We start from the raw sequence: 14,948 nt of genomic DNA on the forward strand, positions 1-14,948 counted from the left end.
CCTAGACGAACAGTTCGCGCCGCGCGCTCTGGCTGATGGCGATGGTGGCCGGGTGGCTCAGCCGGCGTTCCGTGGTGATCGCGTACACTTGCTCGACGAGGCTGTCGACCCGGCCCAGCGCCACCACGGCGTATTGCTCGCAGACCTGGGGCGCGATGACGGTGGGCGCAAAGAACAGGCCGGCGCCCGACTGGCCGAAGGCTTTCATCATGGCGCTGTCGTCGAACTCGCCGACGATGCGCGGGTGCAGATTGTTGTCGCCCAGCCATTGCAGCAAGCGCCCGTAGATGGCGAAGTCTTCGCCCGGCAGCAGCAGCGGCGCGCCATCGAGGCATAGCGGAAAGTCCCCGCTCAGGGTGGCGGCCAGTTCTGGCGTGCCGAACAGGGTCATGCCGCTTTCGCCCAGCAAGTGATTAAAGCCGCGCACGCTCAAGTGGGCTGGCATGGGGCGGTCCGCCATGATCAGGTCCAGCCGGTGCACGGCCAGGTCCGCCAGCAGGCTGGCCAGCCGGCCTTCGCGGCAAATGATGCGCAGCGGCTCGGCCAGTCCCAGCGCCGGCGCGACGAGGCGGCAAGCGATCAGTTTCGAGACGGAATCGGCGCAGCCCACGCGGAAGGTCGTCGTCGTCGTGCGCGACTGGTCGCGCACGATTTCCAGCAATTCATCGCCCGTGCTGAAAATGCTTTCGGCATGGCTGAGGATGCGCCGGCCCGTGTCCGTCAATTCCAGCTGGCGTCCGCTGCGGCGGAACAGTTCCACGCCCAGGGTGTCGGCAAACTCGCTGAGCTGGCCGGAAATCGATTGCGGCGTCAGGTGCAGCTGCTCGGCCGCGCGCGCGATGCTGCCCGTCTTGGCCACCATCCAGAAATAGCGCAAGTGCTTGAAGTTGAGTGTGGACATGGTGTTTCCCGGAAAATAAACACATCGAGTTTTTCGATGTATTCTTAAATTATATTCGATTTGTTCGATGTTTATAATCAGACTATGATGGCTGCTCAATTCATGCAAGGAGAGTGCCATGGACTTCAGAATACAAACAGAGCAGTGCGGAGGCCGCCGATGAACGGCCTGGAAAGTATTGCAACGGCACCCATGTGGGCCGGTTTCATCGCCTTTGTCCTGCTGATGCTGGCGCTGGACTTGTTCGTCTTCGGCGGCAACAAGGCGCACAAGGTGGGCGTCAAGGAAGCGGCGACATGGTCGCTCGTGTGGGTCAGCCTGGCCCTGCTGTTCAACGGCGGACTGTGGTGGTATCTAAACGGCACGGCCGGTCCCGAGATCGCCAACCAGAAGGCGCTGGAATTTTTCTCCGGCTACCTGATCGAAAAAGCCTTGTCGGTCGATAACGTGTTCGTCTTCCTGCTGATCTTCAGCGCCTTCCAGGTGCCGATCCAGTACCAGCGCCGCGTGTTGATTTATGGCGTGCTGGGCGCGATCGTCATGCGCGCCGTGATGATCATGGCCGGTGCGTGGGTGGTGAGCGAGTTCAGCTGGGTGCTGTATCTGTTCGGTGCCTTCCTGTTGATTACAGGCATGCGCATGCTGGTGGCGGCCGATGCGGAGCCGGACGTGGCGAACAACCCGGTGCTGCGCTTTGCCCGCCGCCACTTGCGGGTGGCCGATGGCGACCACGGCGAACGTTTCTTCGTGGCAAAGGGCGGTTTGCGCTATGTCACGCCGCTGTTCCTCGTGCTGATCCTGATCGAGGTGACGGACCTGGTGTTCGCGGTCGATTCGATCCCGGCGATCTTCGCCATCACGACGGACCCGTTCATCGTCTTCACGTCGAACCTGTTCGCCATCATGGGCTTGCGGGCACTGTATTTCCTGCTGGTGGACGTGGCGGACCGTTTCCACATGCTCAAGTATGGCCTGGCGATGGTGCTGGTGTTCATCGGCGCCAAGATGCTGATCATGCCGTGGTACCACGTGCCGGTGGAAGCGTCCTTGCTGGTGGTGGCGGTACTGATCGTGTCGAGCTGCGTGGCCAGCGTGTTCATCACCCGCAGCGACAAGAAGTAAATGCTGTACGGCGCGCCCCGCGGGGCGGTGGCGTGCCTTTAATTGACTAATAGAAAGAGTAGAAAATCATGCGTACCTATGAAGCGAACAGTCCCCAGGCAGCGGGACGTATCCTGGCCCTGATGATGGTGGTCGACGGCAACCTGGCCAGCGCCGAGCTGCAAGCGATGCATCGCAGCAAGATCCTCGAGCATATCGACCTGGAGCCGGCCGCCTTCCAGCAACTGCTGCAAGACTTGTGCGACGACATGCTGACGTCGACCGTGCATGGCGCCGTGCAGCTGGCCCATGGCGTGATCGACAGCCTGCTCGATGAAATCACGGACCCGGACTTGCGCCGCAAGCTGCTGCAAGCCATGTGGAAGATCGCCGATGCGGACGACTGGCTGGCCGATGGCGAAGCCGTGCTGCTGGCCCGCGCCAGCGCGGCATGGTCGGCGGAAACGAATTTCCGCGCGCATGCCGCTTGATGCACATCAAGCCGTCTTATGCCCGATGGCAATGACGGCGGCGCCGGCCAGGGCCAGGCCCACGCCGGCGATGTCGGTCCAGGCGGGCGTGACGCCGTCCACCAGCCACAGCCATCCCAGCGCCGTGGCGATATAGATGGCGCCATACGTGGCGTACACCCGGCCGCTGGCGGCCGGGTGCAAGGTCAGCAGCCATACGAAGACCAGCAGGCTGAGGGCGGCCGGCAACAGCAGCCAGGCGCTGCCCTTGTTGCTCAGCCACAGCATGGGCAGGTAGCAGCCCAGCAGTTCGGCCACGGCCGTGACGGTAAACAACCCGAAAGTGCGGGCAAGGCTGGTCCATTCGATGGCGTCGTTCATGCTATTCCTGTTGTGCGGTCAGCCGCCATTGTAGACGGCGTGCGTCAATTCAGTTGCAGGGCGACATACAGCAGCAGGCGGTCATCCGTGTCGTCCAGGTCCAGCCCCGTCAGTTCGGCGATCTTTTGCAGCCGGTAATCGAGCGTGTTGCGGTGGATGTGCAGGGCCCTGGCCGTGGCCATCGGGTGGCTGTGGTGGCGGAACCAGGCGGCCAAGGTGCGCATCAGGGTGCCCGACTTGCGGTCGTGCGCCTGCAGGCGCGCCAGGGTCTGGCGCAATTGCTCCGCCTGCCAACCGGCTTGCAGGCCGGACAGCAGCACGGGCAGGCTCAGTTCCAGGTAGGAAAAAGTGGCTTGTGCGCCATCGCGGGCGCGTCCCACGCGCGCCGTCTGCTTCGCCGACTCATACGACGCCGTCGCGCCATCGAGGCCCGGCAAGGCCACGCCCATGGACAGGGTGGCGGGCGGCGTGAGCGCCTGCTGCGCCACCTGGTGCAGTTCGAGCAGGCGCTGCCTGGCCTGCGCCGCGCGCGCCTGCTGCGGGCCGCTGGCGGGAAAGGCGTCGAGCAGCACCAGTTCGCCCGGCGAGACGACGGCCATCAGCAGGGCAGGCCAGCGCGCGGACAGGTCGGACTGCACTTGCTGCAGCTGCGTCAGCACCTGGTCCAGCCGCTCGCCCGGACCTTCTCCCGCAGCGGGTATTTCCAGCACGAACATGGCGCGCGGCACGCGCAAATCGACCGCCAGGCGCGCCGCCCACGCCTGCATGCTGGCATCCGAAATGCCCGTGCGGTACACGAGCTGGAACACGAATTCCTCGCGGTAGCGCTTTTCGTGCTGCAACTCGCTGACCAGCCGCGCCTGCTCCAGCATCATTTCCGCCATGGCGCGCACCAGTTCGCCGAACTGGCGCACGGCGTCCGGCTCGCCCGTCAGGCCCAGCACGCCGCAAATCTCGCCGCGCACGGTCAGGGGCAGGTTGATGCCGGCCCGCGTACCGGGCAGCCTGGCCATGTCGGCCGCGCCGATTTCCACGCTGGCGTGCCGGGCCAGCGCCAGTTGCGCGCCCGGATGCAAGTCGCCCACGCGCTGCGGGTCGCCGCTGGCGAGGATCACGCCGCGCGCATCGATGACGTTGACGCTGAAGGGAATGATGTGCATGGTGCGTTGGACGATGTCCTGCGCCAGGGGATAGTCGATGCTTGGCATGGAGGGCCGCCTTATGAGCTTGTGCATTTGCATGAAATCATCGGATTCGGCACTATGTTTCTTCATGCATCCGCACGATGACTGTTTCTGTGGGCGATTGTACGATGGGCTGGTCGCATCCCATAAAAAAATAGTCAGGAGACACCCATGACCACCCATCCAGGCGCCAGCCTGTCCGCCGGCGCGTCCGCGCAGGACCGCGTGCGCGAAGGCGCCTACCGCAAGGTCACCTTGCATCTGATCCCCTTCATCTTCATCTGCTACCTGTTCAATTACCTGGACCGCGTGAATGTCGGCTTCGCCAAGCTGCAAATGCTCGATGCGCTGCAATGGAGCGAGAGCGTGTACGGCCTGGGCGCCGGCATTTTCTTCATCGGCTACGTGGCCAGCGGCGTGCCCAGCAATCTGCTGCTGCACCGCCTGGGCGCGCGCAAGGTGATCGGCACCCTGATGATCGCCTGGGGCATCGCCTCGGCCTGCCTGATGTTCGTCACCACGCCGGCCGCGTTTTACTCGCTGCGCTTCATCACGGGCGTGTTCGAGGCGGGTTTCTTCCCCGGCATCGTGCTGTACTTTACGAACTGGTATCCCGCTTCGCGCCGGGGCCGCATCATGGGCCTGTTCATGTCGGCCATTCCCATTTCCGGCTTGCTGGGCAGCCCCTTGTCGGGCTGGATGATGCAATCGTTCGCCGGCCACGGCGGTCTGGCCGGCTGGCAATGGATGTTCCTGTTGCAAGGCATCCCCACCGTGCTGCTGGGCTTTCTCGTGTATGTGTTGCTGAACGACGGCATCGCCCAGGCGAAGTGGCTGAATACGGAAGAAAAGCAGCTGCTGCGCGCCGACCTCGACGAGGACGAGCGCCAGCGCCGCAACAGCGCGAATACGGCCGACACCTTCGCCAGCGTGCTGCGCAACAAGCACGTGTGGATGCTGGGCCTCGTGTATTTCTGCATCCAGATGGGCGTGTATGCGATCAACTTCTGGCTGCCCACCATCGTCAAGTCGCTGGGTTTCGCCAGCCCCGTGGCCGTGGGCTGGATCAGCGCCATTCCCTACCTGTGCGCCAGCATCTTCATGATCTGGGTGGGCCGTTCGGCCGACAAGCACAAGGAACGCCGCTGGCATTTGAGCGGCCCGCTGCTGATGGCGCTGTGCGGCTTGCTGCTGGCCACCCAGGCGCACGGCAACGTGGTCGTCGCCCTGATCGGCCTGTCGCTGGCGACCATGGGCGCGCTGTCCGGCCTGCCCATGTTCTGGCCCCTGCCCACGGCCTTCCTGGGCAGCGCGGCGGCGGCCGGCGGCCTGGCGCTGATCAATTCGCTGGGCCAGGTGGCGGGCTTCGTCAGCCCCTTCCTCGTCGGCTGGATCAAGGATGCGACGGGCGGCACCGACGTGGCCCTGTATATTCTTTCCGCAGTCATGCTGCTGGGCGCCATACTGGTGCTGCGCGTACCCGCGCGTATCGTGAATCGCTAAGTGAACCGTTGAACGAACTTGCCATCGAACCGGAGGAATTGACCATGACGACCACCCCGGCGCCGCGCGCCTTGCTGCAAGCCATGTTCCAGGCCGCCATCGAAGCGGCCCAGCCATCGCACTGCATACCGCCCCATCTGCCGCCGGCGCCCAAGGGCCGTTTGATCGTCATCGGCGCCGGCAAGGCGTCGGCCGCCATGGCGCAAGCCGTGGAGCGGCACTGGCCGGGGCAGCTGTCCGGGCTGGTCGTCACGCGCTACGGCTATGCCGTGCCCTGCGAGCGCATCGAGATCGTGGAAGCGTCGCACCCCGTGCCGGATGCGGCCGGCATGCAGGCGGCGCAGCGCATGCTGGAATTAGTTGCCAACTTGCAGGCGGACGACACGGTGCTGTGCCTGATTTCGGGCGGCGGCTCGTCCCTGCTGGCCTTGCCTCTCGATGGCATCGGTTTGGAAGACAAGCAAGCCTTGAACCGCGCGCTGCTGGCGTCCGGCGCCACCATCGGCGAAATGAATTGCGTGCGCCGCCATTTGTCCGCCATCAAGGGCGGCCGGCTGGCGGCCGCCTGCCATCCGGCGCAGGTCGTCACCTTGGCGATTTCCGACGTGCCTGGCGACAAGCTGGGCGACATCGCGTCCGGCCCCACGGTGGGCGACGCGACGACGTGCGAGGATGCGCTGGCCATCGTGCGCCGCTACGGGATTACATTGCCGGACAGCCTGCGCGCCGTGTTGGAAAGCGGGCGCGGCGAATCCGTGAAACCCGGTGATCCGCGCCTGGCGTGCACGCAAACGACCCTGGTCGCCACGCCGCAGATGGCGCTGGAAGCGGCGGCGCAGGTGGCGCGTGCGGCCGGCGTCACGCCGTATATCTTGGGCGACAGCCTGGAAGGCGAGGCGAGGGACGTGGGCAAGGTGATGGCCGGCATCGCGCTGCAGACGGCGGTGCGGGGCCAGCCGTTTCCCGCCCCGTGCGTGCTGCTGTCGGGCGGCGAAACGACGGTCACCGTGCGCGGCAACGGCCGCGGCGGGCGCAATGTGGAATTCCTGCTGGCGCTGGGCATCGCGCTCGATGGCCACACGGGCATCCATGCGCTGGCCGGCGACACGGATGGCGTCGACGGCCAGGAAGAGATCGCCGGCGCGCTTCTGGCGCCCGACACCCTGCAACGGGCCTGGGCGCTGGGCATCAAGCCCCGCGATAGCCTCGACAACAACGATGGCCACGGCTTCTTCCAGGCACTGGGAGACGCCGTGATCACGGGCCCGACATTGACGAATGTCAATGATTTCCGGGCCATCCTGATTACCTGATCAGTTAAAACCTTCCAGGACGATTTTTCCCTTCGCCGTATTGCTTTCCAGCAAGGCATGCGCGCGCTTCAAATTCGCCGCATTGATCGTGCCGAAGCGCTCTGCCAGGGTCGTCTTGATGATGCCCGCATCCACCAGCTGCGCCAGTTCTTCCAGCAAGGCGTGCTGCTGGGCCATGTCGGCCGTCTGGAACAGCGAACGGGTAAACATCAATTCCCAGTGCAGCGACACGCTCTTGCCCTTGAACTTGCGCACGTCGATGTGCTCGGGGTCGTCGATCAGGGCAAATTTCCCCTGCGGCGCGATCAATTCCACGATCTGCTCGAAATGCTTGTCCGTCTGGTTCAGGCTGATCACGTAATCGACGGGCGGTAAACCGAGGCGCGTGATTTCGGCGGCCAGCGGCAGGCTGTGGTCGATCACGTGGTGCGCGCCCAGTTGCTTGACCCAGTCGGCCGTTTCCGCGCGCGACGCCGTGCCGATGATGGTGACACCCGTCAACTGCCGCGCCAGTTGCACCAGCACGGAGCCGACGCCGCCGGCCGCGCCGATCACGAGAAGCGACTTGCCCGTCAAACTTTTGTCGCGGCTCAGCTGCAGGCGGTCGAACAGCAATTCCCAGGCCGTGATCGCCGTGAGCGGCAGGGCGGCGGCCGGGGCGAAATCGAGGCTGGCCGGCATGTGGCCGACGATGCGCTCGTCGACTAATTGAAATTCGCTGTTGCTGCCGGGGCGGTTGATGGCGCCCGCGTACCAGACCTTGTCGCCCACTTGGAACAGGGTCGCGTCGGGGCCGACGGCCGTGACGACGCCGGCCGCATCCCAGCCCAGCACTTCCGGCTGGCCATCCTTCGGCGCGCGGTTCTTGCGCACCTTGGTGTCGACGGGATTGACGGAAATGGCCTTGACGGCGACGAGCAGGTCGCGCCCCGTGGCGACGGGCAGGGGCAACTCGATGTCGAGCAGGGCGTCGGCATCCGTGATGGGCAGGCTGTGGCGGTAGGCGATGGCTTTCATGATTATCCTTGGTCGAGAGTAGGGAGGCGATGACGTATGATGGTCGCTTTCGCGCCCAGGTAAAAGAGGGCGCGTACCGAAACACTTTCAAAGGAATGCTGAAAATTGCTGCGACTCGATGACTTGCAGGTATTTGTGCGCACGGCCGACCGGGGCAGTTTGTCGGCGGCCGCGCGCGAGATCGGCATCTCGCCCGCGCTGGCCAGCGCCGCCGTCAAACGCCTGGAAGGCGTGTTGGGCTTGCGCCTGCTGGCCCGCACGACGCGCTCGCTGAGCCTGACGCCGGAAGGCACGCAATACCTGGAGCATGCGCGGGAAGCCTTGCGCCTGCTGCGCGCAGGCCACGATGCACTGCTGGCCGGCAAGGACAGTTTCGGTGGAACCTTGAAAATCGCCATGCCCTCCGACCTGGGCCGCAACCTGATGCTGGGCTGGCTGGACGAATTCCAGCTGCGCCATCCGAAACTGCATTACCAGCTCAGCGTTAGCGACCGGGTGGCCGATATGGTGCGCCAGCAAGTCGACGTGGCCATCCGCTATGGCCAGCAAGACGATTCGAGCCTGATCGCCATGCCGATCGCGCCTGCCAACGACCGGGTGCTGGTGGCGTCCCCCGCCTATCTGCGCGAATACGGCCCTTTGCTGGCGCTGGAAGACTTGTCGCAGCGCAATTGCCTGCGCTTCGCGCTGGAAGACGGCTTGCACGACCGCTGGACTTTTTACCGCCTGCCCCAGCGCGAGCAAGTGACGGTGTCCGTGAGCGGCAACCGCAGCGCCGACGACGCCGACCTGGTACGGCGCTGGGCCGTGGCGGGCCTCGGCATCGCCTATAAGTCGCGGCTCGACGTGGCGGGCGACCTGGACGCCGGCCGCCTGCAAGCGCTGTTGCCCGACGTGGCGGGCGAGGCCACGCCCTTGCACCTGGTCTGCACGCACCGGGCGCAGGTGACGCCGCTGGTGCTGCAGCTGCGCGATTTCCTGCGCGACAAATGTGCGCAGTTATTAAAACAGCAGAATTGACCGGGGAGGGTTGCTGCGCGACGTATGCGTCGCTTATCTGATATCAGCGATTTTTTAAAATCACATCGCTCATGTATTGATTCAAATCGCGAAAATCCTTTACCCGCCAGGCATATGGCGCAATCTTGACGCCATTCTCTTTCAAGGTTTTTGGAATCAGATCGCCATTCGGACGGAGGATGACCGACGATACGATCACGCCCGGATAATCCTTCAGGCGTTTTTTGAATGCGGCGGTGGTCAGATCGGGCGTGGGCGGATTGCTTTTATTCGCCAACGGCCCCGTTCCCTTGATCTCCGCGCCATGGCACACGGCACAGCGCTGTACATACAGCGTTTTGCCATTCAGATTCTCCGCCAAGGCTGACGGCGCTTGAATCAGCGATAACGTTCCTAATGCAGCGATAAATAATATTTTCATTTCTTTTTAATGTGGACGTATTGTATGGATAATGTCTGGTTTGAGAGAAAATACGCAGTTGCCATTGCAATACGCAATTCTCCCGATAACATTTTATCCGAGATTATTCATCATAATGTGCCCGTAATGCGCCCATACCCGCGAGAGCCTGGCTGGTGAACCATCGTGTTTGATTACAACTCGTTGCAAATGGCAATCATGCGCAGGTCAACCTGGGCGTACCCTCAAGCATTCTGCATGAAACCGCTTGAAGGACCGCCATGACCCCGCACCGATTATTGCCGACGACCTTGATTGCCCTGCTTTTGCTGGCCGGCTGCGCCGCGACCGGACCAGGACCGGCCGCCCAGGCCGATCATCGCGCGCAGAGCAGTCCCGCACAAGACATCGCCATGCTGGAACGGGTCAGCTGGGGCGTGAACGGTGGCAGTGTGCGCCAGGTGCAGGACAAAGGCTGGAACGCGTGGCTGCGGGCGCAGTTACATCCAGGAAAAGCGGCCTTGCCGCCAGCCATCGCCGCGCAAATCGACGCCATGACCATCAGCCAGGTGCCGCTGGAGCAATTGGTGATTTCTATGGAGCAAAAGCGCAAGGAGTCGGCCGGCGTCATGGACGACGTGGCGAAACAGCAGGCGCAAAAGGAGTACCAGCAGGAACTGAACCGCCTGGCGCGCGAGGCGGCCACGCGTTCGCTGTTGCTCGACGTGTATTCGACTAACCAGTTGCAGCAGCAGCTGAGCTGGTTTTGGCTCAACCATTTCAGCGTGCACCAGGGCAAGCACAACTTGCGCGCCATGGTGGGCGATTACGAGGCGAACGCCATCGCGCCACATGCACTGGGAAAATTCCGTGATTTGCTGGGCGCCACCGTCCACCATCCGGCCATGTTGCGCTACCTGGACAATGAAGCCAACGCCGCCAAGCGCATCAATGAAAACTATGCGCGCGAACTGATGGAACTGCACACGCTGGGCGTCAACGGCGGCTACAGCCAGGCTGACGTGCAGGAACTGGCGCGCATCCTGACCGGGGTGGGCGTGAACCTGGGAGCGGACACGCCGAAAGTGAAACCGGCGCTGCAATCGCAATACGTGCGCCGGGGCTTGTTCGAGTTCAATCCGAACCGCCACGATTACGGTGATAAACAATTCCTGGGGCAAACGGTGAAGGGTCGGGGCCTGGCCGAGCTCGATGAAGCGCTGGACCGCCTGAGCCGCAGTCCCGCCACGGCGCACTTTATCAGCGGCAAGCTGGCCCAGTATTTCGTGGGAGATAACCCTCCCGAAGCGCTGGTGGCGCGCATGGCGGCCACCTTCCAGCGCAGCGACGGCTTGATCGCCGACGTGCTGCAAACCATGTTCGACAGCCCCGAATTCAGGCAATCGCTGGGCAAGAAATTCAAGGACCCCATGCATTATGTGGTGTCGGCCGTGCGCCTCAGCTATGACGACAAGCCCATCCTGAATGCGGGGCCCATGCTGAGCTGGCTCGCGCGCATGGGCCAGCCCCTGTACGGCCGCCAGACGCCCGATGGCTATCCCATGACGGATGCGTCCTGGGCCAGTCCGGGGCAAATGACGACGCGCTTCGATATTGCCCGCACCATCGGCTCGGGCAGCGCCGGCCTGTTCAGGACGGAGGGCCCGCAGCCGCAGGAAAAAGTGGCGTTCCCGCAACTGGCCAGCGCCCTGTATTACCAGTCGCTGCAGCCAGGCTTGAGCCCGGCCACGCGCCAGGCACTGGATCAGGCCGCTTCGCCGCAGGAGTGGAATACATTTCTCCTGTCTTCGCCAGAAATGATGCACCGCTAAAACGCCTGCCAAAACCTGCTGCGCGTCGCGACTTGCGGCCTGCGATGCTTACTGTGCATTCGCACAGTTCCGCGTCTCGGCCACAATTCACTGCCGCTCGCTACGGTTTTGTTCACGCGTTAAATACTGAAAGGAGTTGCCATGAACCGTCGTGACCTGTTGAAAGCCCTGGCCGCCGCGCCCTTGCTCACCCACGCGGGCAGCTTGCTGGCCGCGCCCGCCACGGATGCGAAGCTGCTGTTCGTCTTCCTGCGCGGCGGCTATGACGCGAACAACTTGCTGGTGCCGGTCGGCAGCGATTTTTACTATGCGGCGCGGCCGAATATCGCCATCGCGAAACCCGGCGAGGAAAACGGCGCGCTGGCCTTGAACGCCGACTGGGCCTTGCATCCGGCCTTGCGCGAGAGCATTTATCCCATGTTCACGGGCGGCGAGGCGGCCTTCATCCCGTTTGCGGGCACGACGGATTTGACGCGCAGCCATTTCGAGACGCAGGACACGATCGAGCTGGGGCAGGAGATCAACACGCGGCGCGACTTCCGTTCGGGTTTCCTGAACCGCCTCGTGCAGACCTTGAATAACAGCAAGGCCGGCCCCGCCATTTCCTTCACGGACCAGCTGCCGCTGATCTTCCAGGGCGGCGTGCAAGTGCCGAACATGGCGCTGCGCTCCGTGGGCAAGTCCGGCATTGATGCGCGTCAAAGCCAGATCATCGCCGCCATGTACCGGGGCACACCCTTGCAGCAACCCGTCAGCGCGGGCTTTGTCGTGCGCGACGACGTGACGAAGGAATTGACGGGGGAAATGCAGGCGGCCAACCGCAACGCCATCAGTACCAAGGGCTTTGAACTGGAAGCTCAGCGCATCGCCCGCTTGATGAAGGACAAATACAACCTCGGCTTCGTCGATGTGGGCGGCTGGGATACGCATGTGGGGCAGGGCGGCGCCAGCGGCTACCTGGCGGGGCGCTTCGACGAACTGGGACGTGGGCTGGCCGCGTTTTCGCAGGAAATGGGCAGCGCCTGGCGCAATACCGTCGTCGTCGTCGTCAGCGAATTTGGCCGCACCTTCCGCGAAAACGGCAACCGCGGCACGGACCACGGCCACGGCAGCGTGTTCTGGGTGCTCGGTGGCGGCATCAAGGGCAGGCAGGTGGCGGGCGAGCAAGTGGCGATTGCGCAGGCAAACCTGTTCCAGAACCGCGACATGCCCGTGCTGAATGAATACCGGGCCGTGCTGGGCGGCTTGCTGCGCCGCACCTTCGGCTTGACGCCGGCGCAACTCGACCATGTGTTTGCCGGCGTGAAACCGGCGGAGCTGGGCCTCGTGTAAATCGGCGAATCTCCGTGTTACGCTACGCCTGCGCATGTGGCGCATAGCGAATACTGGCGGCCCATGGCGCCGGGCACGAATGGAGTGGCATGAACGATACCCAGCGCGACATCGTCAGCGCAGGCTTTTCCCTGGCCTTGGTCGCCGTGACGGCTTTCGTCATGCAGCGTTTCTTTTTGCCGCTCGTGTGGGCCGGCATCCTGTGCGTGGCGACCTGGCCTTTGTATGTGCGCGTGCGCGCGGCGCTGGGCCGGCGCACCATCGTCGCGGCAGCCGTGCTGACCCTGGCGTTTGCCTGCATCTTCATCATTCCCGTGCTGTTCGGCGTGGCGCAGGCGGCGCGCGAAGTGCCCGTGCTGGCCAATTTCGTCGTGCATGCGAATGCCGACGGCTTGCCCGTGCCGGATTGGGTGGCGCACATTCCGCTGGCCGGCAGCGCCATCGGCGACTGGTGGCAAGCCACCCTGAGCCAGCCGCATGGCCTGGGCCACTTCTTTGCGGGCAGCGCCGTGGGCGGCTTTCATTCCGCGCGCGACATGCTCAAGGTGCTGGGCGCGGACGTGTTCCACCGCCTGGTCGACTTCGGCCTGGCGTTTTTATGCCTGTTTTTCTTTTACAAGGATGGCGAAGCGCTGACGCGCCAGATCACGGCCGTCGGCAGCCATTTTTTGCGTCCCGAACGGTGGGGCCGCTATGCGCAAAAGATCCCCACGGCCATCCGCGCCACTGTCAACGGCCTGGTGCTGGTGGGGCTGGCCGAAGGCGTGCTGATCGGCATCGCCTATGCCATCGCCGGCTTGCCGTCACCGGCCCTGTGGGCGTTTGCCACCGGCATCCTGGCCATCATCCCGTTTGGCGCGCCGCTCGCGTATGGATGCGCGGCCGCCTTGCTGGTGTTCCAGGGCAATGTGGGCGCCGCCATCGGCGTGGCCGCCTGGGGCACCGTGGTGCTGTTTGTCGCCGACCACTTCGTGCGCCCTGGCATGATCGGCAACGCCACCCGCTTGCCCTTCCTGGCCGTGCTGTTCGGCATCCTGGGCGGCGTGGAAACCCTGGGCCTCGTGGGCCTGTTCATCGGCCCCGTCGTGATGGTGCTGTTCGTTACCTTGTGGTACGAAGCGAATGTGACTGACCGCGTACCGCCGGCCAACATGCCTTCCAGCACAGCTGCCGATGCAGGTACCGACGCACTTGCTGGTACAGTTGCCGGCACAGCTGCCGAAACACCTGCCAGCCCGGCCGCGCCGGAACGCACACAGTAGTGAGGGGTCGGTCAGCGTGCTGCTGGCCGGTACTGAGGCGTTCCCGGCGTGGCCGGACGGAGCTGACTTGATAACAGGGTGCGAACACCTTGTTTTAAAGTCATTCTTAATGTGCCTTGGATAGAATAAGCAACCAACGGCGCATCAGCAGCACTTCAACATAGCCCGGCTCGATGCCCGTACCGCACTCGATCAAGGGATTGACGGTGTAGTAGCGCTTGCGGAAGTCGCGGCAGACGAGGATTTCGCGCTTGCCCATGCGGACGAGGAAAGAGCTTGGGGCGTATTCCAGGCCGAACCGTGAGCCAAAACCGCTATTCAATGTTGCCATGACAATTCCTTTGAGGGAGATGTGTTGAACGAGTCATCAGAATAGCATAACTACTGTATGAATACACAGCTACTGTATGAATAAACAGTATTTTTTTACTGGTGTGGTTTTTTTGATCAGTACCGGGAAGATGAAAGAGAGATGAGTTTGCAAGAGAAAAATGACATGGGCATGACCACGGGCTGGACCACGAAACTGCGCCGCTTCGTCGAGGCGCGCCTGTCGCCCGAAGGCGAACTGGGCCTGCATATGACGGTGGGCGTGGCGCTGATGCTCGTCGCCATCGTGGTCTTCCACGAGATCGCCGAAGCCGTCATGGGCATGGCCCAAATCACCGTGATCGACTTGCAGGTGGCGCAATGGTTCAACCAGCACGCCGTGCCGTGGATCACCCGTTGCCTGCTGGTCGTCACGCACATGCATGGCGTGATCGGCGCCATCACCCTGGCCGTCTTGCTGGGCTGGTATCTGCACCGCAAGGGCGCCGATTACTGGCTGTTTACCCTGGTCATCACCATGCCGGGCGTCATGTTTTTGAACCTGCTGCTAAAGTACATTTTTGTGCGCGCGCGGCCCAGCTTTGACGAGCCCATCCTGCAGACGGCCCTGAGCACGTACAGCTTTCCCAGCGGCCATACGGCCACGTCGACAGCCCTGTACGGCTTGCTGGCCGCCTACCTGATTTGCCAGACGGCGCCGGGTGCGTGGGGCAAGCGCATCGCCATCGCGCTGGGCGCCTTCCTGATGGCGTCACTCGTGGGTTTCAGCCGCATTTACCTGGGCGCGCATTACCTGAGCGATGTGCTGGCGGCCATGGCGGAAAGCTATGGCTGGCTGGCCATCTGCATCGCCGGCGTGTCGACCTTGCGCCGCCGCCGGCATATCCGGCAAACCAAATAAG

15 protein-coding genes are annotated in these 14,948 nt (G+C 63.4%); 9 read left to right on the top strand and 6 right to left on the bottom strand.

The genetic code is table 11. The features are described 5' to 3' along the window. Position 1 precedes the first annotated feature (1 nt). The gene (gene nhaR / locus BZG29_RS09250) at positions 2–901 is read right to left on the bottom strand and encodes a transcriptional activator NhaR (protein ID WP_077401476.1); all 900 of its coding nucleotides are present in this window, start codon (positions 899–901) and stop codon (positions 2–4) included. A 159-nt stretch (positions 902–1,060) separates the two neighbouring features. Between nhaR and BZG29_RS09255 the strand changes: the two genes are divergently transcribed. Beyond that, the gene (locus BZG29_RS09255; RefSeq protein WP_077401479.1) at positions 1,061–2,023 is read left to right on the top strand and encodes a TerC family protein; all 963 of its coding nucleotides are present in this window, start codon (positions 1,061–1,063) and stop codon (positions 2,021–2,023) included. A gap of 68 nt (positions 2,024–2,091) precedes the next feature. After that, positions 2,092–2,493 carry a TerB family tellurite resistance protein gene (locus BZG29_RS09260; RefSeq protein WP_077401482.1) on the top strand — a complete coding sequence of 134 codons (402 nt, stop codon included), beginning with the start codon at positions 2,092–2,094 and terminating at the stop codon, positions 2,491–2,493. Between the two features lie 6 nt (positions 2,494–2,499). Here BZG29_RS09260 and BZG29_RS09265 read toward each other — a convergent pair whose 3' ends face one another. Together BZG29_RS09265 and BZG29_RS09270 are read right to left on the bottom strand one after the other, a co-directional pair. Further along, entirely contained in the window at positions 2,500–2,853 is a 354-nt protein-coding gene (locus BZG29_RS09265; protein ID WP_077401485.1) for a YnfA family protein, read from the bottom strand. Positions 2,854–2,897: 44 nt separating this feature from the next. Further along, on the bottom strand, positions 2,898–4,061 hold the full coding sequence (locus tag BZG29_RS09270) for a sugar diacid recognition domain-containing protein (RefSeq protein ID WP_077401488.1): 1,164 nt from the start codon (positions 4,059–4,061) through the stop codon (positions 2,898–2,900). A 147-nt stretch (positions 4,062–4,208) separates the two neighbouring features. Between BZG29_RS09270 and BZG29_RS09275 the strand changes: the two genes are divergently transcribed. Then, the gene (locus BZG29_RS09275; RefSeq protein ID WP_077401491.1) at positions 4,209–5,540 is read left to right on the top strand and encodes an MFS transporter; all 1,332 of its coding nucleotides are present in this window, start codon (positions 4,209–4,211) and stop codon (positions 5,538–5,540) included. 44 nt (positions 5,541–5,584) lie between these two features. Beyond that, a complete protein-coding gene (locus tag BZG29_RS09280; protein WP_077409030.1) occupies positions 5,585–6,853 on the top strand; it encodes a glycerate kinase in 1,269 nt (422 codons plus the stop codon). On the opposite strand, the gene BZG29_RS09285 is transcribed toward BZG29_RS09280, so the two are convergent. After that, positions 6,854–7,870, bottom strand: a complete 1,017-nt coding sequence (locus BZG29_RS09285; RefSeq protein WP_077401494.1) for a zinc-binding alcohol dehydrogenase family protein — start codon at positions 7,868–7,870, stop codon at positions 6,854–6,856. 105 nt (positions 7,871–7,975) lie between these two features. Between BZG29_RS09285 and BZG29_RS09290 the strand changes: the two genes are divergently transcribed. Then, positions 7,976–8,890 (top strand): LysR family transcriptional regulator, encoded by a 915-nt coding sequence (locus tag BZG29_RS09290; protein WP_077401498.1) that lies wholly within the window; start codon positions 7,976–7,978, stop codon positions 8,888–8,890. Positions 8,891–8,933: 43 nt separating this feature from the next. Here the strand turns inward: BZG29_RS09290 and BZG29_RS09295 are convergent, their stop codons facing one another. Beyond that, a complete protein-coding gene (locus BZG29_RS09295; RefSeq protein WP_077401501.1) occupies positions 8,934–9,311 on the bottom strand; it encodes a cytochrome c in 378 nt (125 codons plus the stop codon). Between the two features lie 260 nt (positions 9,312–9,571). Between BZG29_RS09295 and BZG29_RS09300 the strand changes: the two genes are divergently transcribed. The 3 genes from BZG29_RS09300 to BZG29_RS09310 all read left to right on the top strand — a co-directional run bounded on the left by BZG29_RS09300 (position 9,572) and on the right by BZG29_RS09310 (position 13,716). Further along, positions 9,572–11,122, top strand: coding sequence for a DUF1800 domain-containing protein (locus BZG29_RS09300; RefSeq protein WP_077401504.1), 1,551 nt, complete (start codon positions 9,572–9,574; stop codon positions 11,120–11,122). Between the two features lie 141 nt (positions 11,123–11,263). Further along, on the top strand, positions 11,264–12,454 hold the full coding sequence (locus BZG29_RS09305; RefSeq protein WP_077401507.1) for a DUF1501 domain-containing protein: 1,191 nt from the start codon (positions 11,264–11,266) through the stop codon (positions 12,452–12,454). 89 nt (positions 12,455–12,543) lie between these two features. Continuing rightward, a complete protein-coding gene (locus BZG29_RS09310; RefSeq protein ID WP_077401509.1) occupies positions 12,544–13,716 on the top strand; it encodes an AI-2E family transporter in 1,173 nt (390 codons plus the stop codon). 106 nt (positions 13,717–13,822) lie between these two features. On the opposite strand, the gene BZG29_RS09315 is transcribed toward BZG29_RS09310, so the two are convergent. Further along, positions 13,823–14,047 carry a hypothetical protein gene (locus BZG29_RS09315; RefSeq protein ID WP_010396348.1) on the bottom strand — a complete coding sequence of 75 codons (225 nt, stop codon included), beginning with the start codon at positions 14,045–14,047 and terminating at the stop codon, positions 13,823–13,825. A gap of 141 nt (positions 14,048–14,188) precedes the next feature. Between BZG29_RS09315 and BZG29_RS09320 the strand changes: the two genes are divergently transcribed. Continuing rightward, positions 14,189–14,947 (top strand): phosphatase PAP2 family protein, encoded by a 759-nt coding sequence (locus BZG29_RS09320; protein ID WP_253192837.1) that lies wholly within the window; start codon positions 14,189–14,191, stop codon positions 14,945–14,947. Position 14,948: the final 1 nt, after the last annotated feature.

It is taken from the genome of Janthinobacterium sp. LM6, assembly GCF_002002885.1.
Classification (GTDB): Bacteria; Pseudomonadota; Gammaproteobacteria; order Burkholderiales; family Burkholderiaceae_D; genus Janthinobacterium; species Janthinobacterium kumbetense.

Coding starts and splice junctions, on each gene's coding strand:
- nhaR (WP_077401476.1), bottom strand. CDS start 901: ATGTCCACACTCAACTTCAAGCACTTGCGCTATTTCTGGATGGTGGCC.
- BZG29_RS09255 (WP_077401479.1), top strand. CDS start 1,061: ATGAACGGCCTGGAAAGTATTGCAACGGCACCCATGTGGGCCGGTTTC.
- BZG29_RS09260 (WP_077401482.1), top strand. CDS start 2,092: ATGCGTACCTATGAAGCGAACAGTCCCCAGGCAGCGGGACGTATCCTG.
- BZG29_RS09265 (WP_077401485.1), bottom strand. CDS start 2,853: ATGAACGACGCCATCGAATGGACCAGCCTTGCCCGCACTTTCGGGTTG.
- BZG29_RS09270 (WP_077401488.1), bottom strand. CDS start 4,061: ATGCCAAGCATCGACTATCCCCTGGCGCAGGACATCGTCCAACGCACC.
- BZG29_RS09275 (WP_077401491.1), top strand. CDS start 4,209: ATGACCACCCATCCAGGCGCCAGCCTGTCCGCCGGCGCGTCCGCGCAG.
- BZG29_RS09280 (WP_077409030.1), top strand. CDS start 5,585: ATGACGACCACCCCGGCGCCGCGCGCCTTGCTGCAAGCCATGTTCCAG.
- BZG29_RS09285 (WP_077401494.1), bottom strand. CDS start 7,870: ATGAAAGCCATCGCCTACCGCCACAGCCTGCCCATCACGGATGCCGAC.
- BZG29_RS09295 (WP_077401501.1), bottom strand. CDS start 9,311: ATGAAAATATTATTTATCGCTGCATTAGGAACGTTATCGCTGATTCAA.
- BZG29_RS09300 (WP_077401504.1), top strand. CDS start 9,572: ATGACCCCGCACCGATTATTGCCGACGACCTTGATTGCCCTGCTTTTG.
- BZG29_RS09305 (WP_077401507.1), top strand. CDS start 11,264: ATGAACCGTCGTGACCTGTTGAAAGCCCTGGCCGCCGCGCCCTTGCTC.
- BZG29_RS09310 (WP_077401509.1), top strand. CDS start 12,544: ATGAACGATACCCAGCGCGACATCGTCAGCGCAGGCTTTTCCCTGGCC.
- BZG29_RS09315 (WP_010396348.1), bottom strand. CDS start 14,047: ATGGCAACATTGAATAGCGGTTTTGGCTCACGGTTCGGCCTGGAATAC.
- BZG29_RS09320 (WP_253192837.1), top strand. CDS start 14,189: ATGAGTTTGCAAGAGAAAAATGACATGGGCATGACCACGGGCTGGACC.